Below are 23368 nucleotides of genomic sequence, written 5' to 3' on the forward strand. Positions count from 1 at the left end.
AGCATGTATATAAAAATTTATTAACGGGTATCACCAGGCTACGGGGTCATCATGAATTTCTTAAAAAACTATACCATCCGCGCCATCCTGCTGTGGATTTTAGGGCTGTTCTGCCTGATGTGGGTAACGGTTGGCGTATACAGCGTCTATTCACTGGGCCAGTTGAGTCAAGGCGATGCGGTGGGCCGTGAACTCATCAATCAGATGAACACCCTGAGTAAAGGCAACGACCAGTATTTCCGCGTTATTACCCGCCTGACAAGGGCCACAGACTCAAAAAAGCAGCAGGATATGGCTTCGGCACAGCAGGCCCTGGATAATATGACAGCCCTGTTGGCAAAGTTTAAGGCACAGTCACCCGGGCCAATGGATGCTCAACACGCTTCAGCTGTCATTGAACGCTGGCAGAGGTTGCTGGAAGAGGGGGTTATTCCACAGATGCGGCTGGCTCAGCAACAGAATCTTGATGGTTATCGCTTACATGCCAGCAGCGTGACTCCGGCATTAAGCCGTGAATTCGGTGTCAGCGTGGAGAAGTTCAACAGCGCCGCAGCAATGAAACTCGATCAAACCCGAACCAACGGTGACAATCTTATCGGCCGCACCAAAGTTGTTCTGATACTCGCTTTGTTGTTTGGCATTGGCATTTTGCTGTTTACCGACCGCTATTTGGTGGCGATGATGGTGCGCCCACTGAATACGTTACGCGAACATTTTCGCTTAATTGCCGAAGGCGATCTTACCCACCCGCTGCGGGATTTAAACCGCAACTGCGTGGGGCAGCTGGTGCCGCTGGTACGGGCTATGCAGGACAATCTGCGCGAAGCCGTGGGTTCCATTCGTAGTGGAACCGACAATATTCACCGTGGTGCGGCTGAAATCTCAACCGGCAACAACGACCTGTCATCGCGAACCGAGCAGCAGGCGGCAGCGCTGGAGCAGACAGCTGCCAGCATGGAACAGCTTACGGCCACGGTAAAACTTAACGCTGAGCACGCACGTCAGGCCAGTACATTAGCTGACAACGCGTCGCTAACGGCAGGTAAAGGCGGCAAACTGGTAACAGAAGTGGTCAGTACGATGGAAGGCATCGCTGACAGTTCGAAGAAAATTGCCGATATCACCTCGGTGATTAACAGCATTGCGTTCCAGACCAATATCCTTGCCCTTAATGCTGCGGTGGAAGCAGCGCGAGCCGGGGAGCAGGGGCGGGGGTTCGCCGTTGTCGCCAGCGAAGTGCGTAATCTGGCGCAGCGCAGTGCAGGAGCGGCAAAGGAGATTGAAACGCTGATCGCTGATTCAGTTGCACGCGTAGACAATGGCTCGAAACTGGTGGGCCAGGCGGGCAGCAACATGCAGGACATTATGCAGTCAGTGAATGAGGTTACCGAGATAATGAAGCAGATCTCCAGTGCATCTGAGGAACAAAGCAAGGGCATCGATCAGGTGGCATGCGCAGTGTCAGAAATGGACAGCGTAACCCAACAGAACGCCTCACTGGTTGAGCAGGTATCTTCAGCCGCCAGCGCGTTAGAACGGCAAAGCGAAGAGCTGACTTTGTCCGTCGCCAGGTTCCGCCTGTCAGCAACCGAAGCCGCCGCCGCACGGCCGCTGGCGCGCCGAATAACGGCCGTACCTAAAGCTATGGTTGCTAAGCCATCTGGCGACGATTGGGTCGCGTTCTGACAAGATTGATTTAACCAGATAGCGCTCACCCGGCAGCGGGGGCGCATCTGCATATGGGCGACCCGTTTTCATCCTGCCGGCCAGATGCTGGAAGCCCGTTATCCACCTCATCAGTTTCCAACCTTACACATCAGTTTTTTTTCAATGCCCTACATCAAAATTATCATCTCATTCCCTATCGAAAATGATTATCCCCCAATCAACTGAGGTCATTATGGTCAACATAAATGTAGAGGTTCCTGCTCAAGATATATTGCCACCGGGTACTGATTACTCCGTCAATCTGGAACAATTCGCCAGGGACGAAAAAAACGCCGCCCTGACTCATCTTTTCGAATCAGCCAACAGCGAAGTCGGGACGCTTTCAGCCAAATCTTACGGATGCCTTATTAAAGAAGCATCAGGTGCTGTTCTGGCAACGTTAATACATTGGCGCCCCTGGCGCGGTGATGCCGCATGCAGAAAAAGTGAAGCCCGGGAAGTACTTTTACAAGGAAAAATAATTCAGCTTGAGGCAGAAGAAGCCCGTGTCTCTCTTAACTTACCAGATTGGCCGCAGCCGCTTACATTATCGCTAAAGGGTAAAGCCGGGCTGGCTTTGGGCGCTGCTGCTGCACTGACTGGCGCAGGTCTCTGTTTAAGACAGGCAGGCAGAGATGCCCGTAACAATCATTTCACACCAGACTATGGTGCTTCAGAAAAAGCCAGGGCTGCACCAGATAATGGGCTGCAAAGAATTTTTCATGGGGTTCCACACGTCAAGAGTATCAGGGAGGGATCCGGGCCAGTCAGGCGACACATCGCTGAATCGCCGCCAGTACAAAACTGTTCAGATATCGTGCACGTTAAACCGCAGCGCAGATGCTATAAAGTACGTGGTACCCCTTTCAGCCATCCTCCGGGCCAGGCTTCACAACCTGAAATCAGACCGTTAGATAAAAGAAGATTTATTATTGCCCCTTACCTTGATGACAAGGGCGCAGGCAATATAAGACCGACTACCTTGAAACCGACAGAAAACAACGCAGTCAAAATTGAAAAACTGTATGACTTTTCATGTATTGATAAGCGTAAAGACTTATCCTGGGTTGATATCATCAGGCTGGTTGGGGTAACGCTTGGTTCGCCACTGAAAACGCTGGCAGAAGAATCACAAATTATACATCACCAAAACACCCTGCATCAGGGGTGCCCCCCCAATGATAACAGTCAGCATCTGGCCGATATCGCGGGGCAAGTTGACACGGTATTAACTCAGGTTTTGAGTCTTCTTCCCAGTTCGTCTCCTCTTTGTGTACTGCAGCTGATGATTGGTCCGGCACTGGAGGTGTTCGCGAACCAGCTGGACGGAAAGCAGGTGGATTGGCAAAAAATAACCAACATCAACAAACAGCTAATACTGATGGCTCGTCAGACTATACCCACTCTGGCTCCTGATGAATTGATGATGTTATACGATAAAACAAAGATGACATCTCACAAGCCGGCATCTGGCGACGCTGAAATAATAAAGAAAAGGTTTGCTATAAAGGACGGGGAACTCACCGTAAAAATTCAGAATCAAGAATATCTTTTCAAAGAAGACGCGTCCGGCGTCTCTTATGTTCAAAAGGATGGCGCAGCAGAAATAATTATTTTTAATACTGATACAGACCAATGGGAGTTTGCGAAAAAAATAAATCATCAAGATGTGTATCAGAAAAAACTAAAGCTTGATTATGGTATGGAAATAAAAAAACTGCCAGAAAACGGTGAATTTACTATCCATGATTATGATGCAGTTAATAATTTATTTACCTTCACTAAAGACAAGGTTTCTTGCAAATCGGTACTGATGGATGGGTTTATTATTCCTGTTGAACAATTTAAGCTGGAGGGCAGGCAAACGGTGACTTTAGCATCACCCTCAAACAGGGCTGAAATGAGAGTTCTGCTAAAAGAAGGCAATAGCTGGTTTTTCGAAGCCGAATCAACGTTGATAGACGAAAATCTTGGGCTTCTTTTAGCGAGTAAAGGGAAAGGGGCCAGCCATCTCAGAGAGAACATGTTTACTAACATCCAGGATGATGGGTTTAGTTACGACAAATTTAACAGGCCACAAATAAAATATAAAAACAAATATAGCCATGTCAGCCGGGTTACGGATTCGATCTATATGATTAATGATATCCCGGGTAATTTTTTTGTTAAAGAAAATGGATATTTCACTCTGCAAAGTTCCGACGATATCATCAAAGGCCACGAAAGAGAAATCGCTGGTGACCTACGGTTTGATAGCAGAAATAGCGTCTATATAGAGAGAGAGGCGCAGGGTTATCTTTTGGCTCAGGGTAAATTAACCGACAGTTCACCGAAAGTAATAATTGGTCCTGGTGTTTATCTGGACGCTAAGGGGAGTGTGATATTTTCAACAGCTAACAATAATTTTGAAGTGGCCTACTACAAAGGAGGTGTTCTTGAAGTTAAAAGGGGATATGATGATGGCAGCAAAAATATAGCGCTATATTTTGATGAGGGAACTTATTTTAGAGTGAGGAAGGAAAATGATATCCTCCCAAAAAAATACAAAAAACTCAGTGGTTGTAAGCAAAAGCGCTCACCTGGCGCCTTATCAAAAACTTGCCTTCCAGTAATGATGACAGAAAGTCTAAATAAATTATTAAAAAATGAAATTATAAGGGGGAATACAAGTAACAAGACCCTGTTAGATAAAGCTATTACAAGTAGTCAAAACGACGATTTTCCTAATTTAAAATATTCGACTGAAAATGGAAAGTTTTATTTTCTTCATGAAGGATGTTACTTTAGTGCTGAATGGATCAGCAAAGGCAACACGTTGAATCCTACCGGCAAACCCGCTATAAAATTGTACGCCAAAGGTAATATATTTCGCAAACACAGAGATATTGCCATTATTACCAGTGAAATAAAAGATGGCAAGTACGAGCTGAAAACGACTGTTGAATACATCTCGGAGAAACTCAATATCGACGAGATGATGGCTGAGGATTTTAACCACAAACGCAGATACAGACGTATTTCGGGGTTGGACTCTCTTTCCAACGCAGTCAGGCAGGTTAACTTATCTGGCAAGCATTATTTCTCCAAAACCACGACGAAATTTACTCCTGACACGCCTGACGATACATTAAAAACAATTATACGAAAAAAATTCTATCCTGAAAGAGTGGTTAATAATCCAGACAATCTCGTAGAGATTCTGGGCGCAAAGGAGGTTTCACCATCACGGCCGTACTATCTGCGTGCTGTCGCTGCTGAAATAACTCAACATATTCAATATATCAGAGAAGAGCTATTGCCGGTGGTATTGATCGGGCTAAATAGCTTATCTGAGAATTACAGGGCCTATTTTGGAAAAATATTCAAAACTGATGATGCTAATTTTCTGATTAATTTTTCCGCCCGTTTATACAGTCGGCTGAGTAAGATAAGTAGCAATCTGAGCATGAGTAAAATCTATTTATGCGCGCTTCATAATAATGCAGCCGGACTGCCCTCTGGGCAAAAACCCGTCGAAGAATACAGCTACCAGCAAATTCTAACCGCTAACGAAAGACAGCAGGGCACTTTTGCCACCACTCTTACCGACAGCAGTAAACGCATTTTCATTAATACAGACAAGCTCTATTTTATTGACCCTACAGCTGTTGGCCACACGCTGAGCGAAGAGTCATCGACAGATGTTGTCACTACGTTAATCCATGAAGGATCACACATTGGTCTTATGGCAACTGATATTGTTTATTTCCCGAGGAATGAGGGCGTTATCGCTCCGATCCTCGATTCTATCGACTATATGAAGCAAGCCATCAGAAACAACAGGATAGTAAACAGGAACGACTTTAACCGCCTGAATAATGAATATTTTGGCAGTATCTCAGTTTATAAAGAGATAAAGAATGATATTATGCAAAGGGATGATCTCGTCTATATCATTGAGAACGATCCGGCTTATCTGGCTCATTTATTATTGAATAATGCAGATGGGTTAGCCATTTTGGCCAGAGATCTTTACGAACTATCCTAATAATGAGTGAGGAGCAATAATCAGCAATATATCGGCCCAGAGATGACGTGGCTTCCTTTAGCAGTAGATTAGCTTTATCTTCCGCTGCAATATCGGATGAAACTATTTTACCCGGTACTTATAGTGGGTATTGCACGCGGAATTCTTTCTTGAAAGAAAAATAAACGGATATTTAGTACAATATGCATCCTGTTCCATTGGTGATTAAAAAATAAATGGTGGGAATCATCTCAATTAAGTATTGCGAAATTATTAGCGTTATCTTATATCAATTCATCGTTTCCTCGCGTTTAGCACAAGAATATCATTGCTCTATATGGTACCCATGGCCACCTTATTATCAAAAGAGGCTGTAACATGCTTAATACAAACGAAAAGGTTAATTGTCAGGCCACACCTTCTCCCCATGCTGATACGAATATAAACCTTGAGTATCACGCTCCTGACGGCAAGCCATCCCCTCTCACCGATCTGTTCGAAACTGCCAATAACAGTACTCAGGCATTTTCAACTTCGGCCGGTAGGCGTCCTTACATAAATGCAGTCCGTGCTGTATGGAAAGCGGTCGAATGCTGGCGGCCCTGGACCGTCAATAATGCATGCAGCGAGAGCATGGAAACACAAGAAGTCCTTTTGCAAGGCAAAAGGCTTTATCTTGAGGCAAAAGAGGCCAGTCGCTCTCTATGCGATAAAGAAGGGATCGAGCCGCCCCCCTTTTCGCTAAAAGGTAAAGTGGGGCTTGCTTTGGGCGCAGCCGCAGCACTCACCGGGGCAGGGCTGTATTTCTGCAAGGGCACCAGAGACAAGCGTGACGATTGCTCTTTACAAGGTGGCAGAGCAGCTGGCGCTGTTACTGCGCCAGTGCCATTTTCGACCCGGTTGCAGCGGCCATCACTGCCTTATAACAAGGTCATTAAGGGTACAAGACATGTCAGGCGGCATCTTGCTGAAAGACAGACGGCTTCTGCACCGAAAAAAGGGCTTGTGGATGATGTCAAACCCGAATCGTTAAAAACATGTTATAAGCCTTATGGTCTGTTAAAAATGCCTGTCCTGCAGAGAGTTCCTTGTGGTTTGCTTAACAAGCGTCGCCCGACTTTAAGAAAAAAAGTGACTACCCGCCATCAGAGTTCGAAAACAACGATCTCCTCTCAGTCATTGAGCGAAACAACAACTCTCAGTACCACCCGTTTTCATCAAACAAGTGATTCAACCTTTAACATGAGTAAACCTTACCCTCCCAGGGGTTCAGGTCGGAATATCATGCCAGTTGATAAACGAAAATTTTTTATTTCGCCCGACCTCGATAGTCGGGATCTAACAGGCGCAGATCCCGTTACCATAACACCGACTAAAAACGGCCATATCAGCATCGAACAATTATTCGACTTTTCATGTGTTGATAAGCGGAAAGACTTATCATGGGCAGATATCATCAGACAGATTGGTCTTACGCTGGGTTCTCCACTGAAATTGCTGCTGGAAGAGTCGCAGATTGTTCATCACCATAATACCCTGCGACAAGGATGTCCCACGGATAGCGAGAGGCAGCACCTTAGTAATATCACAGGCCAGATTGATGCCGGGTTAACACAAATCATGAGTTTCCTGCCTGGCTCGCAGCCTGTTGTCGTGCTGCAGCTGATCGTAGGGCCTGCGCTTGAAGTGTTCGCGGATCAGCTTGAAGGCAAGCCTACAGATGTGCAGAAAACAAATGAGCTCAACACACAGTTATTGCTTATGGCCCGACAGACCATCCCCACGCTGTCAGCTAATGAATTAACCCATTGATACAATAAACAAACATACGGATATTGCTATTGTCTGCTGTGAGGTTATAAATGACAGGCACGAATTAAAAACGACCACCGAATATATATCGGAAAAGCTCAATATAAATGAAAATATGAGTGAGAACTTTATAATAAACAGAAAGTACAATCATCTCTCCGGTTTCAATATTCTCGCCAACGCGGTCAGACAGGTTAGTTTGTCAGGCGATCATTATTTCTCACCGCTTTTGCTAAAATTTAGCCCGGATATCCCTGAACCCACTGTAACATCGCTTATCAGGAAGATCCTTTACCCTGAAAGAGTGTGTAACAATGATAAAAACGTCGTGGGGATTTATCGTGCTAAGGATATTACCAGCTCACATCCCTTCTATCTACGTGCCGTCGCACTAAAAATTACACACCATATCAGTCATATCAGGGAAGTGTTGATCCCGGCCGTGAGCAGAGCGCTTAATGAATTACCCTGGAACTATGAAAGCTATCTTGGTAACGTGCTGGGTACTGATAATATCGATTTTATTATCAATTTTTCATCTCAACTGCTCACACGCCTCAATAAAATACGCAATAATTTAAATCTGGATAACGTCTATTTATGTGCGCTTAATAAGGATGCTTCCAGATGGGAAACTGCGCAAGGGCCGGTTGAAAGATATTCATATCAGGAAATACTTACCCGGGAGGAGCGACGCGGCGGGACCTTTGCCTCTACTCTCACGGATAAGAGCATGAGGATTTTTATTAATACGGATAAATTATATTATATCGATGCACAAAATCCTGACCAATTATTACAAGAGGAGGCAGCGACCGATGTGATCACGACTCTGATTCATGAAGCATCTCATGTCGGAACCATGGCTACTGATATTGTTTATTTCCCGAGAAAAGATGGCACCATTGCCCCAATTCTCGATTCAATTGGCGATATGAAGGAATTAATAAGAAATAATAAAGTGATAAAAACAAAAGATTTTAATCGCCTGAATAATGAATACTTTACCAGTATATCCGTTTATAAAGACATAAGAAGTCACATCATGGAGGCAGACAAGCTTGTCTATATCATAGAAAATGACCCTGCTTACCTGGCACATCTGTTGCTTCACAACGCTGATGGCTTAGCGATTCTGGCAAGAGATCTGTACCTAATCTCCGAAAAGGAATAATACATTTTAGATTCAGCGGTTGTCAGGACAAAGTAACCTCGTATTACATGCCAGCAGTTAGGTAAGGTGTACAAATACCGGTAATAGCCTGCTGGAAAGCAGGCTTAACAGCCATTGATAATAAGGTTTAGCGCGACTGCGCCGCCAGCAGACAGATTTTCTCCGCCAGCTGATAGGATTTCACAAAAGAGGGTATTGGCAGGAACTCAAATTTTGAGTGGAAGTTATGCGCCCCGGTGAAAAAGTTTGGCGTTAATAATCCTTTGGCTGACAGAGCAGCGCCATCGGTGCCGCCGCGCATCGGTATGATTTTGGGTTTGATCTCCAGCTGCGCCATCGCAAGAAAGATAAGATCAATTGCCCGCCGATCGGCACCAATGGCATTACTGATATTGCTATAGGTATCGCTGATTTTCACTTCGACCTTAGCCGTTGGGTACGCCAGCCGGATTTTCTCGGCCACCTCGACAATTTGCTGTTTGCGCTGGGCAAATCCGCTCAGGTCGAAGTCGCGGATGCCGGCTTTAAGATGAGCCACGCTGGCATTGGCCTGTAAATCGTAGAACCAGATATATCCTTCACGCCCGGCAGTATGCTCCGGCGTTTGCAGGCGATCAAAATGGCCAATAAAGTCACAGGCCATCAGCAGGGGATTCACCAGTACGCCTTTGCCCGACATCGGGTGAGCCGTGACTCCGGTCAGGGTAATGTCGGCAGCCGCCGCGTTGAAGTTTTCATACACCACTTCACCCAGCTCGCAGCAGTCGATGGTATAAGCAAAATCAACATCGAACCGACTGCTAAGATCCAGTGCCTTCGCGCCGCGCAGGCCGATCTCCTCATCCGGCACAAACGCCACCACAATGTCGCCGTGCGCATCCTCGTCAGACAGGTTTTCCATCAGCGTCATGACTACCGCCACTGCCGCTTTGTTATCCGCACCCAGCACGCTGGTTCCGTCGCTAAAGATAATATCCTGTCCGTGATAGGCGTTTATTTCCGGGTGCTCCGCGCAACGCAGCCAGATATCTTCTGCGGTATTCAGGCACAGATCCTCACCCTTAAAATGCAAGGTTTGCGGGTGAATATGCGGCGAAAGGCCGACATCGACGGTATCAATATGGGTGATAAACCCGATGCGCGGCGCGCCGGGGCGATGGCCTTTCTTCACTGCGGTGACGGTAGCGAACTCGTCAATCACCACGTCCTTCAGACCCAGGCTGCGCAACTCCGCTGCCAGCAGTTGCGCCATCTGATGCTGTTCAGTGGTGCTGGGCAACACATTCGAAGCGGCATCACTCTGGCTGCTCACCGCAAGATAGCGATAAAAACGTTGGGTTAACTGACGTGCGAGTGATTCATTCATAAAGTTTCCTTATTTTCTCAGACTAATGGAGTCTTGTCATGTTGCAAAATGTGTTACTTATTAGTCCCTTTCCCATTGAGGCTGACCGTGCGCTGGCCATCTCAGGCTGGCTGACGATACCCGATAGCCGCCTGACGGGTGTTCAACGGGCGGGAAGTTTACCGCCGTTGATGGTTTACGCAACGCCTTGATAATGTCAAATAAAAGTGAGGATGGATATGAAAAAAAGCCTGCTGCAGACGGCACTGGCGGCACTGATGTTGAGTATAGCCAGCGGTTCGCTGGCGAAAACCCTGGTGTATTGCTCGGAAGGTTCACCAGAAAACTTCAACCCGCAGTTGTTTACGTCCGGCATCAGCGTAGATGCCAGCGCGGTGCCGTTGTACAACCGTTTGGTAGAGTTTATTCCCGGCACAACCCGGCTGGTACCCAGTTTGGCGGAGCGCTGGGATATCAGCCCGGACGGTAAGGTTTACACTTTCCATCTGCGCGGCGGCGTGAAATTTCACAGCAACAGGTTTTTCCAGCCTTCGCGTGATTTCAACGCCGACGACGTCATTTTCTCATTTATGCGTCAGAAGGATCCCGCCAATCCTTACCATAATGTCTCAAACGGGACTTACGCCAACTTCAACAGCCTGGAATTTGGCAGCCTGCTGCAAAACATCGAAAAGGTGGATGATCGTACCGTGCGCTTCACCCTGGCACATGCGGAAGCGCCTTTTCTTGCCGACCTCAGCTGGTATTTCGCCTCTGTCCAGTCGGCAGAATACGCCGAGGCGATGCTAAAAGCCGGCACGCCTGAAAAGGTAGACCATGAGCCGATTGGCACCGGCCCTTTTGAACTGGTGCAATATCAGAAAGACTCGCGCATCCTGTTCCGCGCTTTCCCGCAATACTGGCAGGGCAGAGCAAAACTGGATCGGCTGGTTTACAGCATCACGCCCGATGCCTCAGTGCGCGCCGCAAGGCTTGAGAAAAATGAATGCCAGGTGATGCCGCTCCCCAATCCGAACGATCTGTCACGGCTGCGGGCAAACCCCAATGTTAACGTCATGGAGAAAGCAGGCCTGAATACCGGGTATCTGGCATTCAATACTAAAAAAGCACCGCTGGACAACGTCAAGGTTCGTCAGGCGTTAAGCATGGCAATCAACAAACAGGCGATTATTGATGCAGTGTTTCTGGGAACCGGGACCATCGCGAAAAACCTGCTGCCGCCCGGAGTCTGGAGTGCGAATAAAGAATTAAAGGATTATGACTATGCACCGCAGCAGGCGAGAGCGCTGCTGAAGGAGGCGGGCATCGCGCCGGGAACCACGATCGATCTGTGGGCGATGCCGGTTCAGCGACCGTACAACCCGAATGCACGCCGCATGGCCGAGTTGATTCAGGCTGACTGGGCAAAAATTGGCATAAAGGCCAATATCGTCAGTTTTGAGTGGGGCGAGTATCTGTCCCGCATTCATCATAGTGAACACCAGGCGGCGCTAATGGGCTGGACTACCGCCACCGGCGACCCGGATAACTTCTTCAGCCCGCTATTTAGCTGCACGGCGGCGAACGGCGGCGGCAATGCGTCTAAATGGTGCTATCCCCCGTTTGAACAGCTGATCAATAAGGCGCGCAGCGAGCAGGATCGGCAGCAGCGCAGCATATATTATCGTGAAGCGCAGCAAATGATGCACGATTTGGCACCGGCAGTCATGATCGCTCACTCGACCCTCTTTGAACCGGTACGTAAAGAAGTCACTGGCTACCAGGTGGATCCCTTTGGTAAACATATCTTCTATCAGGTAGATATCAAACAGCCGTAGCTAACACACGTTGATCATAGCGCACTAAGATGACGACCAGACGGCGACAGGTCTCAGGGGAGGCGCTGACTTTGAGAATGTTGTGTGGACGATTAATGCACGGTCACTCAGCAATCGGTTCTGGCAAAACCTCTGCCCGTATTCTTTTAACATCGAACAGAACCGACTAATAGCGGAAAAGCCAGGAGGTGACCCGGGCCAGCACCAAAAACAGCCCGGGCTTCTTAACCTGCGATAAGCAGACTATCCGTTCAGGCGCAGCTGCGGATGGCGCTTCATACTCCAGGCGCACCACAGCAGAGACAGCACGCCAATCGCGCCGCCGACATAACCGACGCTGGCCATATTCAGGTGCAGGCTCACCTGGCCACCCAGCAGCGCTCCGGCGCCGATACCGATGTTATAAATACCAGACAGCAACGACATCGCCACGTCGGTGGCATCCGGAGCCAGCGCCAGCACACGCACCTGTACCGCCAGACCCATTATCATCACCGCCATGCCCCAGACAATGCAGAGCGTGGAAACCGCAATCGTATGTGTTGCGGCGACATAAAGAGACATCATCGACAGGGTAATTAAGGCGATGGCTGCGATTAAAAACGTGGCCGGGAATTTATTGCCATAAATGCTGAACAGCACGCTGCCAACAATCCCCGCCGCGCCGAAAACTAACAACAGGAAAGTGGTGAAGCCACCACTCAGTCCCGCAACGCTTTGAATAAACGGTTCAATATAGCTATAAGCGGTGTAATGAGCGGTAACGGTGATGGCAATCAGCAGATACAACGCCACCAGCGCCGGACGGCGGAACAGCATCGGCACGCTTTTCAACGAACCGGTATGTTCGCTTGGCAGCTTCGGCAACAGTTTCAGCAGCAGCAACATGGTGACCAACGCGACCGCGCCGATCACGGCGAAGGTGATTCGCCAGCCCAGCAGCTGGCCAATCATCCGCCCGATTGGCAGGCCAAGCACCATCGCCAGCGCGGTGCCGGTAGCCATCATACTTAATGCCTGAGTCTTCTTACCCTGTGGCGCGACGCGAATGGCAAGAGAAGCGGTGATCGACCAGAAAATGGCGTGCGATAACGCAATGCCAATGCGCGAAACCAGCAGGGTAGTGAAATCCCACGCCACGGAAGAAAGCGCGTGACTGGCGACAAACAGCACAAATATGACCGCCAGCAACAGACGGCGCTCTACGTTACGCGTCAGCAGCATCATCGGTAGCGACATCAGCGCCACCACCCAGGCGTAAATGGTCAGCATCAGCCCGACCTGCGCCGTCTGCATGGAAAAACTGCTGCCAATGTCCGACAACAGCCCCACTGGCACAAACTCAGTGGTGTTAAAAATAAAGGCGGCAATAGCGAGCATCAGCACGCGTAGCCATGCGGTCTTACGAGAAACGGGAATTGTTTGCATGAAAAATTAGCGTTGTGTTAAGAAAATGTTAGCCTTGGAGCAGGGGCTGAGAATGAATCAGAGATATTGTCTTTTATTTATTGGCGAGATGAAATAAAAAAATAAACAATTTTGTAAATCAGAATATAAACATCAACAGCGTTATTAAGCAGTCTGTCATCGTGACAAATACACTTTTATATACTACACGCAGCATTTGACGTAGTGGCGTTCAGGCCTCAGAATTGCGCCGTAAATCAGAGGTTAACCGCATGCAACAGAGGAACGAACATGGTAAGCGTTCTGGATAACAGCTTGCTGGAAGAGATTATTCAGCAGGTACGGCCATTGATTGGACAGGGCCGGGTAGCCAGTTATATTCCTGCGCTGGCCGGTGTTCCGGCAGAACGATTGGGAATCGCCGTGTGTACCCTCGATGGCTCTATTTATCAGGCGGGAGATGCGCAAGAACGTTTTTCAATTCAGTCGATATCTAAAGTGCTTTCTCTGACGCTGGCGCTGACACGCTATCAGGAAAGCGAAATCTGGCAGCGGGTGGGTAAAGAACCTTCCGGACAGCCGTTTAACTCTCTGTTACAGCTTGAGCTGGAACAGGGTAAACCGCGTAATCCTTTTATCAACGCGGGTGCACTGGTGGTCTGCGATATGCTGGAAACGCGACTGACCGCGCCCCGGCAGCGTATGCTGGAGGTGGTGCGCAGGCTTTCACAGCAGCCGGAGATTCACTATGACCGCCATGTGGCGCGTTCTGAGTTTGAACATTCCGCACGTAATGCGGCGATCGCCTGGCTAATGAAATCATTCGGTAATTTCGCTAACGATGTGCCAACGGTACTGCAAACCTATTTTCACTACTGCTCTATGAACATGAACTGCGTTGAACTGGCGCGTTGCTTTCTCTATCTGGCCAATCATGGTCGGGGGCTGGGACAGGAAGACGCGGTGTTAACCCCGAAACAAACCCGGCAGATCAACGCATTAATGGTCACCAGCGGCATGTATGATGGTGCGGGTGAGTTTGCCTGGCGCGTGGGTATGCCGGGGAAATCGGGAGTCGGTGGCGGCATTATTGCCGTGGTGCCGGGTGAGATGAGCATTGCCGTCTGGTCGCCGGAACTGGACGGATCGGGTAATTCGCTGGCAGGCACCGCAGCACTGGAACTGCTGGCTGAACGTATCGGGCGCTCAATATTCTGATCGGACGCGGCCTGAGTATCTCAAGCCGGTCAGCGAGCCGCGCCCAGATTTCAGGCATGCACGGCAGTACGTACCTGACGCCGCCAGGCCCCCGGAGATTGACCAAACTGGCGTTTAAAACTGCGGTTAAAGGATTGCTGCGAATCGAAGCCAAAACTGATTGCCACATCGAGGATCGGCTCCCCGCCGCGTGCGAGGCGCTCTGCAGATTTTTTCAGACGGCGTTGACGAATGTATTCACCCAGTGCGTAACCGGTATGCTGTTTGAACATGCGCTGCAGGTGCCATTTAGAATAGCCAGCCCGGTCGGCAACCGTATCTAAATCCATCTTTCCTTCAATATGGTTATCGATCCACTGCACAAGATCGCTAATAAAATCATCATGACTCATCGGTGTACCCCTGATTTGGTGTGACGAATATGGGTTATGGTCAGTTGCCTTGCGCTCTGTATTACCGATTGGCATAAAAAGCAACTTTAACGAATGCATTTAATTACGGTAAGTCAATCTCGGATATAATGCAAGTTTTATTGATACATTAAGAGGAGTTTCAGCAACAAGAGATCAATCAGCGGATGCAGGGCTGGAAGGGAGAGGGAGAGGGAGAGGGAGGGAACGTTGACGTCTCCCCTGTTAACGGGGAGACGCCATTCAGGATGTGCAGCGCTGCGGGTCAGGCTCGGCGGAGCCGTGCTGAAGAATGTCGTGCAACGCATCGGCTACGGTGCGTTTAGCCAGTACGTCTAGCGAGGCCTGTTCGGCTTCTTTGGCCAGCTGTTTAAAGTACCAGCAGGCGTTTGCACTGACGATACAACAAGGTTCTGCTTCGGGGCGTCCGGCCATCAAGGGCTTGTCTTCAATCACAGACAGGTAGATATCGCATAAGGTGATCAGGTGCGCGGGCCGCCCAAGGCGGATGGAGCCGCTACGACCGAGCGTGGAAATGATAATGCCATCACGCGTGAGGGGTACCATCATTTTACGGACAAAACTCGGGTTAGCCTTCAGCCCATCGGCCAGTATTTTACTGGTGCAGCGCAGACCTTCACTATGCGCTCTGGCAATACACAGAACCATTTGCATAGCGGTAGGAAAACGAAAATCAAGCATGATGAGTTCCTTGCTTTTTTCTGTTCATTTAAGATGAAGCGTTAAGATAAAAGCATTGAAAATCAATGAATCAGGTAAATAAAGATTCCATATTATACCCAATCAAATTGCACTTTTGAAGACGTGCACTAAGCGATACGGGCTATTGACCCTATCTTGCTGATTTTTAGCAGTTTATAGAAAGTCGAAGGCCGGATGCCCGCCGAAAATGTATTCTTACTCCATTGCGCTGCTCTGACATCATTAAAGCAATAAAAACAGGGTATACTGGGGTGATTCGCTTCATCTGAAGCTTCGGACAGGATTCGTTTATGGAAATAAGGAACTACGATCGTGTAATGCTTTGCCAGGCCGCCAGTTACCTGTTGGTATTTGCCGCCCTGTATGCTGTCTTCCCGCTGCGTTTGTTGCCCTGTTTTTTGGCCGGCTTTATCGTTTATGAAATTATTCTGGCGCTCACGCCGCTGATAGAACGGCTGGTGAAAGGCCCTGTCGCCCGCTGGATCAGCATTATGTTTCTTAGCGTGACGTTGATTCTGGCGCTGGTCACCGGCATCACCAAACTGATTGGCTTTATGCTAAACGACTTACAGAATCCTGCCGCTTTCCATGCTACCGCCAGCAAACTGTTGGAAGACGCCCAGCATACGCTTTCTCCGGTGATTACCCGTTATCTGCCGTCTGACATCGACGAACTACAGACCCGGATGATTGGCTGGCTGCGTGAGCATCTGGTGGTCGTGCAGACCTTTGGCCGTAACGCCGCGCATACCTTTGCCACCATGCTAATCGGTATGCTGCTCGGTGCGATAATCTCCCTGCGCATCAGCGCTGGTAAACGCCCCGATGCGCCGCTAAAAGAAGCCATGCTCGATCGCCTGAGCATTCTGGCGGCGGCATTCCACAATGTCGTTTTTGCCCAAATCAAGGTCTCACTGGTCAATACCGTACTGACCGGGGCATTTTTATTTGGCGTACTGCCGCTATTCGGCCTGCATTTCCCGTTTGGCAAAACCGTAGTGGTGCTGACCTTCGTCGCCGGACTGCTGCCGATTATCGGTAATCTGATCTCCAATACGGTCATTGTGCTGATTGGGCTATCTATTTCACTTGAAGCCGCGCTGATTGCGCTGGTTTATCTGGTACTGATCCATAAGCTGGAATACTTTATCAATGCGCGCATTTTTGGCAGTCGTATTAGCGCTAAAACCTGGGAAATCCTGCTGGCGATGCTGGTATTTGAATCCGCCTTTGGCCTCGCCGGCGTGATCGCCGCGCCGGTTTATTATGCCTACCTTAAGGCGGAACTACGTGCCGCCAGTTTGATTTAATATGATGAATGCAACCGGCATATCCATCGGGCTGCTGCTGTTCCCGGCGCAGACAAGGGTGACAGCAACGCTTAACAGACCAGATGATGTGCTTTTTCATTCGACAGGCTTCAGGATTTGTTAAACTGCGCTCATGAATAAAAAACCGATCATCGCGGCAATCCTGGTCATTATTGCCAGCTACGCCGGATTACGAAAGCCCGGGGAACAGCCCGCGCCCGCCAACAGGCCCCAAACGCAGATCGGCACTGCCCGTTCGCATAGCAGCAATATCAGCGTACTGACGCAGCAGCGGCGGGTGGCGGATTACCTTCAACAGCATCATCAGCTGCCTGGCTACTATCTGGGTAAGGCAGAGGCACGCCGCCAGGGATGGGATCCGGCAAAGGGTAACCTGTGCAGCGTGCTGCCCGGTAAAGCGATTGGCGGTGACCGCTTTAGCAATCGTGAGGGCGGGCTACCGGACAGGGCCGGGCGGCGCTGGTTTGAGGCCGATGTCAACTACCAGTGCGGCCGTCGTGGCACGGATCGCATGCTGTACTCCAGCGACGGGCTTATCTTTGTGACCAACGACCATTATCGTCATTTCGAGCGAGTGAACTAAGATGCAGCGGGTCAGCTTCGATTTACAGCGGGTAGAGGACTGCGCTGACTTCTACCGTCAGTTTGCAATCGCATTTAATCTCAACTTTTTTGGCGCCAATCAGGATGCGCTCTGGGATATGCTCACCGGCGGCGTGCCGTTGCCGCTGCGCATCACATTACGCCATCTGCAAGGCCATCCGCAGCAGGCCGAACTGGAGCGTATTGTGGCAGTGATGAAGGAAGCAGAGCAGGAAACGGGTGGGGCATTCAGCGTTCATATCAGCCCACGCTGAATGCCCAGAGGGTATCAGTAACAACAGACAAAATATCTGGCCGCAACCGCACAGCAAGCCAGGCTTAGCCAGATAACTGGATGACCTGCCCACAGCGCAGTGGAAATATAAAACGATGCCCGGTAACGCAGCGGACTACCGGGCGGCCTCGAACTGATCCTAAGGGGTCAGCTGCGTTAATATCTGCGCCAGCTTTTCGCGCTGCTGCGGGCTGATTTCGCGTGAGGCACCATAACCGGCATTTTGCACTATCATCTCATTGAGACCCACCAGCCAGTCGTAGATATAAAACGCGGCATGATTGTTCGGCTTCAGCGCCAGCCGGGTTAAACGCTGGCCCGGTCCCAGACTGACGGTCTGCGCTTCAGGTTTAGCAAAAATTTTCTGCCCACGATTGATCCGGCTGTCCGGCCGCTGTGATTCTGGCAGCTGCTGGAAACCGAGCCACGCAACAAAATCTCCCAGTACGCTCAGCGCGCGTGATACCTGACGATCGGCGATCTGTTCGGCGGGCAGTCCGTGCGTGTCGTTGTCGGCCAATACGTGCACCAGCGCATTTTCCAGCTGCTGGCGCACGCTGGCGGTGATCAGCTCTTCGGTTAACCTCTCCAGCGTCGGTTTACTGACGCCCAGCAACGTTAACAGCGGGCCGTTATCCGGCAGCAGGCGCAGCTGATTAACCCAGTGACGATAGACGCTTTGCGCAAATTCCACTTCATGATCGACCGGCGGCGCGCTGTGATAGCTGCTTTGTACCGCTGTCAGCGGCTGGTCGCTCAGCAGGTCGATGGCCATACCGATCCCGAACGGGTCGTCCTCACTGAGGCTGTATTCATCGGCCACGGTGCGGTTGTGCTGATGCTGGCGTTGCAGAAACAGATGACGCAGCGTATCGCGCAGCGGCACCAGACGCTCCAGCAGTTCACCGTGAACGCCGGTACGCGTCTGCAATGCTTTTAGCAGCGTTTCAGCAATGCGCATGCGCTGCGTCGGATCTTCTCCATCCGCCTCCTGATGCCAGCAGCCCAGCTGGTTGTCCGTCAGTTCGCGCTGGATCTCAATACGCTGGCTGGCAATGCGTTGCAGCTTGCCGCCGCGCTGCACTTCATTAACCAGGTAACCCGTCATCCGCTGTAGGCCTTTTTCATCCATCGCCAGCAACGCGCCCCAGGCGTCGCCCGGATTGCCCACGAAGCGTTGCACCGCCGCATCGCAATGATGGCCGTGGGTTATACGCTGATCGAATGGCGTCATCGCCCAGATCAGGCCCGGCTTGCGTCCGCTGCGTAATGCACGGGTTTCTCCCTGGGTCTGTTTCACCCAGAAGTCGAGCAGGAGACCCACCTGGCGGGTCTCATTGCGGTGAGCCGCTGCGCTGCATACCAGCAGATGGGTGACGTCCTGTTGTTGCGCCGCGCGCTGCAACAGAAACGGACGGCGTGCCTGTAAAAACCGCAGCGCCAGCGCGTACTGCTCATCATCCGGTAGTACCGAAGGGGTGGTAAATCCGGGGTAATCAAGCAGGTCGACCTCGCTGAACAGCTCTTCACGCGGTGCGCTGTAAAGCGGCAGCATGATTTCCCGGCTCAACAGGGTTAATTCTGCCATCGCCACGCTGACCGGGGCCAGCCCGCGCCCGTTGTGGCGTGGCAGCACCTGTATTATCAGGTCGGTGGCGGCATTGAACTGACTGATCCCGTTTTTGTACAGCAGGCTGTAGGAAGGCTCATCCAGCACGCTAAGCGGAGCCAGCACCTGCTCCACGCAGGAGAGATGATGTAAAACGTGCGCCAGCTGACGGTAAAGCGCGGTGATCTGCCGGTCTTCGCCCCACAGCAATGAAAACAGTCGTGCACGTTCGTCCACGCCCAGCAGCGGGGCCAGTTCTGTCGCCTGCGGCCAGAAATGACTCTCCAGCGCGGAGTTGGCCGGCAGGATCAGACGGAGCGTATCCCACAGCGCCACCATCTGGTGACGGTTAATGCCGTCGGTCCCCCCCGGCTGGCGATACATCGCCACATTCTGCACTTTATCTTCCAGCTGCTGCTCGTCAAAGCCCGCAGCATCTGCCGGACGGGAACCATAATTTTGATGATATTGCAGTGCGAGGATGGCCACCAGTTCACATTCGGTGAGCAAGTCCAGCTGAACCGGCCAGCTACTGTCGCTGCTGTGCTGCCGACCACTGAAGCGCAGCACCAGGTTTGCCGTCTGCTGCTGCGGATTCAGCTGGCTGGCGTAATCCAGTACGCTGTTACCGAGCGCGCATTCGACGCGTCCTTTACCGCTGGCGGCCAGCGCCCCCACCAGATACGACTTACCGGCCTGAGCCAGACCAAACAGCCCGATGGCGCAAGGCTGTTCAGCCTGGCGCGCCAGCACACTGGCCCGGTTATGCTGGCGCAGCAGTTTGATCGCCAGACGGTCAGCTTCCCGGTTAAGGCGCGGAGCCAGCTGACGGTTCACCTCCAGCCACTCCAGCGCCTGGCTGATGCCCTGTGTCAGGGCATCACGTTGGTTTTTAGCCTGTGCTGACAGGATGTTATTCAGAGATTTCATTTCTTGTAGACGCTCCCGCTGTCAATCCAGTAATGCGCGATGCCGGAGCCACTGCTGGCCAGCGTATTTAGCCGCAGGCGCAGGTGCTCAAGCGGCACCTGACTGCCGTCATCGAGGCTGGCTTCGGCAATGGCGAAACGCTCCGGGCCGAACTCGCCAAACGGCCGACTGACCGCCAGCTTGATGCGTAATACGTTATCTCCCGCCACGCTGCGAGCCAGCTGTGAATCAACAATGGTCAGGGTATATAGCGGCGAGGCGGGCCAGCGGTCATTGTCCAGCTGGCGAAAGCCGAGCGTTAACGCGCCGCGCACCTGGAAACGGCTGCGCACGTCGAGATTGAAACTTTGCTTGTCGAGATCGATATCGCTATACCAGACGTTATCTGCCGTCAGCGCGCCCGTGCCGTCCAGCATTCCCAGATAACGGATGGTCGAGTAGGGCTGGAAATCTCCGGCTTTAAACCAGAAGTTACCCAGCCGCAGATCGAGTGAAAGCAGGCACAGCATCGCCCCGACCGCCGCCGTTGATTTCGGGTTTTCAATTTTTCCCTGCTTGTTAAACGGATACCAGTCATTGGTGTGGTAGCCGTCAAGCGACAGAATACGACTGACAGGCAGCGGTTGCAGGTGGCGGAACAGGGCCTGTACCCCGGGGAAGCGTGAAGGGCGGCCGGTTAGCAGCAGCACATCGCAGTCATATACCGCAACCACTTCAGACATTGAGCGCAGGCTGTGGGTGATGTTCATGCGCGGCGACAGGAACTCGCCGTGCAGCTTGCTCAGTCGGACTATCAGCGGCACGTCGAGAATATCAAAGGCTGGCGCATCACCCGGCAGTTCGCCCTGGATTTCACGGTTGATATAGTCCAATAGTTTATCCGTCGGCGGCTGGGCCAGCAGTTCGGCAAAGCGTGCGTCAATTTCTGCGTTGAGATCGAGCGGATCGACGTTTTCATAGGCGGACAGGATCGCCTGACCCAGGGGGATAAACAGCTGTAACGTGACCTGCTGACGCAGCGTGGAGTGGCCGTCCATATGGCCTTCATGGCCAAACAGACGCGTCATCACCGCTTCCGGGTTGACGATACCAGCCTGTTTAAAGGCAATCAGTAACGCTGGCAGCACATAAAGCTGGATGACGTCCAGCAGGATATCGTCTCCCGCCAGCTTAAAGCCTTCGCGGAACAGCAGGCGCGGCGAAATTTTCACGTTATTGCCAACGCCGTCATCAAGGCGATACTGGGTGATGGCAAGGTCGGTGGTGCCTCCGCCGATATCAATTGAGGCGATGCGCAGCGTTTTACCGGCCGGTTCATCGGCGGCTCGGTCGCAGTCGGGGCGCGCCATACTGGCAAAGAACGCCTCGGCACGACCGCCGAAATTAACCTGTGTTTCGTTATACAGATAAACCATCTGGCCACAGGTCGCTTCATCCCACTCCATCTGTACCTGGGGGACCGGGACAAGGCTTTTCGCTCGATCCACAGCGAGGGTGAAATCGTCGTCCTGCGGATGCCAGCCCATCGCTTTCCATACCAGCGCAATCGCTTCCTGCATGCGGCGGCGGAAGATTTCGCGTTCCGGTTTTGGCATTGCCGACGGCAGGGTGAGGATAATATTGCGCAGCTGACGCGGCGCGCTGCCGTGTCGCATTTTCTGACGTTGCATCGGGCTGTTGATCTGCAATAGCGCCTGTGCCAGCAGCTCAGACAGCATCAGGCTCATCAGCGAACTGCGGCTGTAATGCGCGGCAAACACCGGCAGACGATCCTCCAGCGCCATGCTGTACAGCGGCTGTCCTTCATCATTAATCAGATTGGTTAGCGGCCGGGCGATGGCCGGCCGCTCCTGCATCAGGTTGCCCGCAGTACGACTGAAACGCCAGCCCGGCGTGTAGCTCTCTTCATCCCACAAATAGCGGCGCGGACTGGAAAGCCCGGTCGCGCCTTCGGTGCCGAGGCGCTGCAGCGCCAGCTGACCCGCTTCACGACCCACCCGGGTGATTGATGGCCAGATAAAGGCATCATCGCGTCCGCTTTCCAGCGAGAAATTCTGTTTACCAAAACTGGCCTGAGCAAACTCGACCCGGCTTTCAAACAGTTCGTTGTACAGCTGATGCGGCTGACTGAGATTGCGCATCTGCAACTCGTAGGTGTGCCTGAGGCCCTGGTGATCGTCCGTGTGGTCTTCGACCATGATGCCGCAAGTGTGTGAATTGCCCACGTCAAGGATTAAATCCACGGCAATTGCCGGCTCCTGCAGCGAGGCGGCGCTGATCTTCAGTTCAGGCAGCGACAGCTGATGAGCAAGAAAATGCAGGATATTGAGATAGTGAGCCTGATACTCGAATTCGCGCAGTGCGGTTTTGATATTCACCTGTGGGCGCTGCTCCAGCTGGGAAGCACTTTCGCTGAAGACTTCGCGCAGCCAGCCATCCACCCAGGTATGATCGAGGAATTCTCCCAGCTCATCGCTGTGGTGAGCCAATGCAAAGCTGACCCCGTTCTTACCGTCATTCTCATTCAACGCCAGCGATTCGTCTTCGCCATCGGCCCAGACTTTGGTGTCAAACGCCAGCACGACGCGATGCGTGTTACCGCTGGCATCGGCCTTATCTAACTCGACGACTTGCGCACGCGCCCAGTTATCAGGGCCGCCAATAAAAGTGCGCGGTGGGTTAAAGCGGAAATAAGGCAGCGGAAGCCACTGTGCGTTAAGCAAAGCGAGCGACTGCTCCAGCGGGAAGCTGAATTCGGGCTTCACCACTTCGGCAGGCGCACTCGCCACCTGAGGAAGCAGGTATTTTCCGCTCTGCTGATGATAGTGGAGCCGTAGCAGGGGGCCGTTTGCCGTCTGGCGCACGAATTTACCCGGCCAGTCGGTAGCGAGATCCGGCTTGACAGCAAAGTCGAGGAACTGAATGCCGCTATTCTGTATCAGCGTCATATTGGGTATAAAGTCAGTCATTGTCGCCAGCAT

Annotated in this window: 15 protein-coding genes; 9 read left to right on the forward strand and 6 right to left on the reverse strand. The window is 51.4% G+C overall.

All coding sequences use genetic code 11. The features are described from left to right. Positions 1 to 51 precede the first annotated feature (51 nt). The 4 genes from EPYR_RS09045 (at position 52) to EPYR_RS09060 (ending at position 8699) form a co-directional block, all read left to right on the forward strand. A complete protein-coding gene (locus tag EPYR_RS09045) occupies positions 52 to 1686 on the forward strand; it encodes a methyl-accepting chemotaxis protein (RefSeq protein WP_012668102.1) in 1635 nt (544 codons plus the stop codon). Positions 1687 to 1900: 214 nt separating this feature from the next. Next, on the forward strand, positions 1901 to 5734 hold the full coding sequence (locus EPYR_RS09050) for a hypothetical protein (RefSeq protein WP_012668103.1): 3834 nt from the start codon (positions 1901 to 1903) through the stop codon (positions 5732 to 5734). 612 nt (positions 5735 to 6346) lie between these two features. Further along, positions 6347 to 7525, forward strand: coding sequence for a hypothetical protein (locus tag EPYR_RS09055; protein WP_226060734.1), 1179 nt, complete (start codon positions 6347 to 6349; stop codon positions 7523 to 7525). Between the two features lie 115 nt (positions 7526 to 7640). Further along, the gene (locus tag EPYR_RS09060; protein WP_012668105.1) at positions 7641 to 8699 is read left to right on the forward strand and encodes a hypothetical protein; all 1059 of its coding nucleotides are present in this window, start codon (positions 7641 to 7643) and stop codon (positions 8697 to 8699) included. Between the two features lie 127 nt (positions 8700 to 8826). Here EPYR_RS09060 and pepT read toward each other — a convergent pair whose 3' ends face one another. Continuing rightward, the gene (gene pepT, locus EPYR_RS09065) at positions 8827 to 10065 is read right to left on the reverse strand and encodes a peptidase T (protein WP_012668106.1); all 1239 of its coding nucleotides are present in this window, start codon (positions 10063 to 10065) and stop codon (positions 8827 to 8829) included. A gap of 218 nt (positions 10066 to 10283) precedes the next feature. On the opposite strand from pepT, the gene EPYR_RS09070 reads away from it, so the two are divergent. Next, positions 10284 to 11882 (forward strand): ABC transporter substrate-binding protein, encoded by a 1599-nt coding sequence (locus tag EPYR_RS09070; protein WP_012668107.1) that lies wholly within the window; start codon positions 10284 to 10286, stop codon positions 11880 to 11882. 243 nt (positions 11883 to 12125) lie between these two features. On the opposite strand, the gene EPYR_RS09075 is transcribed toward EPYR_RS09070, so the two are convergent. Then, positions 12126 to 13310, reverse strand: coding sequence for a sugar transporter (locus EPYR_RS09075; RefSeq protein ID WP_012668108.1), 1185 nt, complete (start codon positions 13308 to 13310; stop codon positions 12126 to 12128). Between the two features lie 270 nt (positions 13311 to 13580). Between EPYR_RS09075 and glsB the strand changes: the two genes are divergently transcribed. Continuing rightward, positions 13581 to 14507, forward strand: coding sequence for a glutaminase B (gene glsB, locus EPYR_RS09080; RefSeq protein WP_012668109.1), 927 nt, complete (start codon positions 13581 to 13583; stop codon positions 14505 to 14507). 50 nt (positions 14508 to 14557) lie between these two features. On the opposite strand, the gene EPYR_RS09085 is transcribed toward glsB, so the two are convergent. Both EPYR_RS09085 and EPYR_RS09090 read right to left on the reverse strand, forming a co-directional pair. Then, positions 14558 to 14899 (reverse strand): helix-turn-helix domain-containing protein, encoded by a 342-nt coding sequence (locus EPYR_RS09085; RefSeq protein ID WP_012668110.1) that lies wholly within the window; start codon positions 14897 to 14899, stop codon positions 14558 to 14560. A gap of 261 nt (positions 14900 to 15160) precedes the next feature. Next, a complete protein-coding gene (locus EPYR_RS09090; RefSeq protein WP_014538912.1) occupies positions 15161 to 15619 on the reverse strand; it encodes an RrF2 family transcriptional regulator in 459 nt (152 codons plus the stop codon). 311 nt (positions 15620 to 15930) lie between these two features. On the opposite strand from EPYR_RS09090, the gene EPYR_RS09095 reads away from it, so the two are divergent. From EPYR_RS09095 to EPYR_RS09105, 3 genes are all read left to right on the forward strand, one after another. Next, positions 15931 to 16950, forward strand: coding sequence for an AI-2E family transporter (locus EPYR_RS09095; protein ID WP_012668112.1), 1020 nt, complete (start codon positions 15931 to 15933; stop codon positions 16948 to 16950). Positions 16951 to 17083: 133 nt separating this feature from the next. After that, a complete protein-coding gene (locus EPYR_RS09100) occupies positions 17084 to 17554 on the forward strand; it encodes a ribonuclease domain-containing protein (RefSeq protein WP_012668113.1) in 471 nt (156 codons plus the stop codon). A 1-nt stretch (position 17555) separates the two neighbouring features. Then, positions 17556 to 17828, forward strand: a complete 273-nt coding sequence (locus tag EPYR_RS09105) for a barstar family protein (RefSeq protein ID WP_012668114.1) — start codon at positions 17556 to 17558, stop codon at positions 17826 to 17828. A 159-nt stretch (positions 17829 to 17987) separates the two neighbouring features. Here the strand turns inward: EPYR_RS09105 and EPYR_RS09110 are convergent, their stop codons facing one another. Further along, complete coding sequence (locus EPYR_RS09110; protein WP_012668115.1) at positions 17988 to 20387, reverse strand: virulence factor SrfC family protein; 2400 nt, start codon at positions 20385 to 20387, stop codon at positions 17988 to 17990. Next, a complete protein-coding gene (locus tag EPYR_RS09115; protein ID WP_226060735.1) occupies positions 20384 to 23368 on the reverse strand; it encodes a virulence factor SrfB in 2985 nt (994 codons plus the stop codon). The genes EPYR_RS09110 and EPYR_RS09115 overlap by 4 nt, the downstream gene beginning before the upstream one ends.

Source organism: Erwinia pyrifoliae DSM 12163, from assembly GCF_000026985.1.
GTDB lineage: Bacteria > Pseudomonadota > Gammaproteobacteria > Enterobacterales > Enterobacteriaceae > Erwinia > Erwinia pyrifoliae.

Excerpts from the sequence above, each read along its gene's own strand:
- EPYR_RS09045 (WP_012668102.1), top strand. The coding sequence starts at position 52 with ATGAATTTCTTAAAAAACTATACCATCCGCGCCATCCTGCTGTGGATT.
- EPYR_RS09050 (WP_012668103.1), top strand. The coding sequence starts at position 1,901 with ATGGTCAACATAAATGTAGAGGTTCCTGCTCAAGATATATTGCCACCG.
- EPYR_RS09055 (WP_226060734.1), top strand. The coding sequence starts at position 6,347 with ATGGAAACACAAGAAGTCCTTTTGCAAGGCAAAAGGCTTTATCTTGAG.
- EPYR_RS09060 (WP_012668105.1), top strand. The coding sequence starts at position 7,641 with ATGAGTGAGAACTTTATAATAAACAGAAAGTACAATCATCTCTCCGGT.
- pepT (WP_012668106.1), bottom strand. The coding sequence starts at position 10,065 with ATGAATGAATCACTCGCACGTCAGTTAACCCAACGTTTTTATCGCTAT.
- EPYR_RS09070 (WP_012668107.1), top strand. The coding sequence starts at position 10,284 with ATGAAAAAAAGCCTGCTGCAGACGGCACTGGCGGCACTGATGTTGAGT.
- EPYR_RS09075 (WP_012668108.1), bottom strand. The coding sequence starts at position 13,310 with ATGCAAACAATTCCCGTTTCTCGTAAGACCGCATGGCTACGCGTGCTG.
- glsB (WP_012668109.1), top strand. The coding sequence starts at position 13,581 with ATGGTAAGCGTTCTGGATAACAGCTTGCTGGAAGAGATTATTCAGCAG.
- EPYR_RS09085 (WP_012668110.1), bottom strand. The coding sequence starts at position 14,899 with ATGAGTCATGATGATTTTATTAGCGATCTTGTGCAGTGGATCGATAAC.
- EPYR_RS09090 (WP_014538912.1), bottom strand. The coding sequence starts at position 15,619 with ATGCTTGATTTTCGTTTTCCTACCGCTATGCAAATGGTTCTGTGTATT.
- EPYR_RS09095 (WP_012668112.1), top strand. The coding sequence starts at position 15,931 with ATGGAAATAAGGAACTACGATCGTGTAATGCTTTGCCAGGCCGCCAGT.
- EPYR_RS09100 (WP_012668113.1), top strand. The coding sequence starts at position 17,084 with ATGAATAAAAAACCGATCATCGCGGCAATCCTGGTCATTATTGCCAGC.
- EPYR_RS09105 (WP_012668114.1), top strand. The coding sequence starts at position 17,556 with ATGCAGCGGGTCAGCTTCGATTTACAGCGGGTAGAGGACTGCGCTGAC.
- EPYR_RS09110 (WP_012668115.1), bottom strand. The coding sequence starts at position 20,387 with ATGAAATCTCTGAATAACATCCTGTCAGCACAGGCTAAAAACCAACGT.
- EPYR_RS09115 (WP_226060735.1), bottom strand. The coding sequence starts at position 23,368 with ATGCTGGCGACAATGACTGACTTTATACCCAATATGACGCTGATACAG.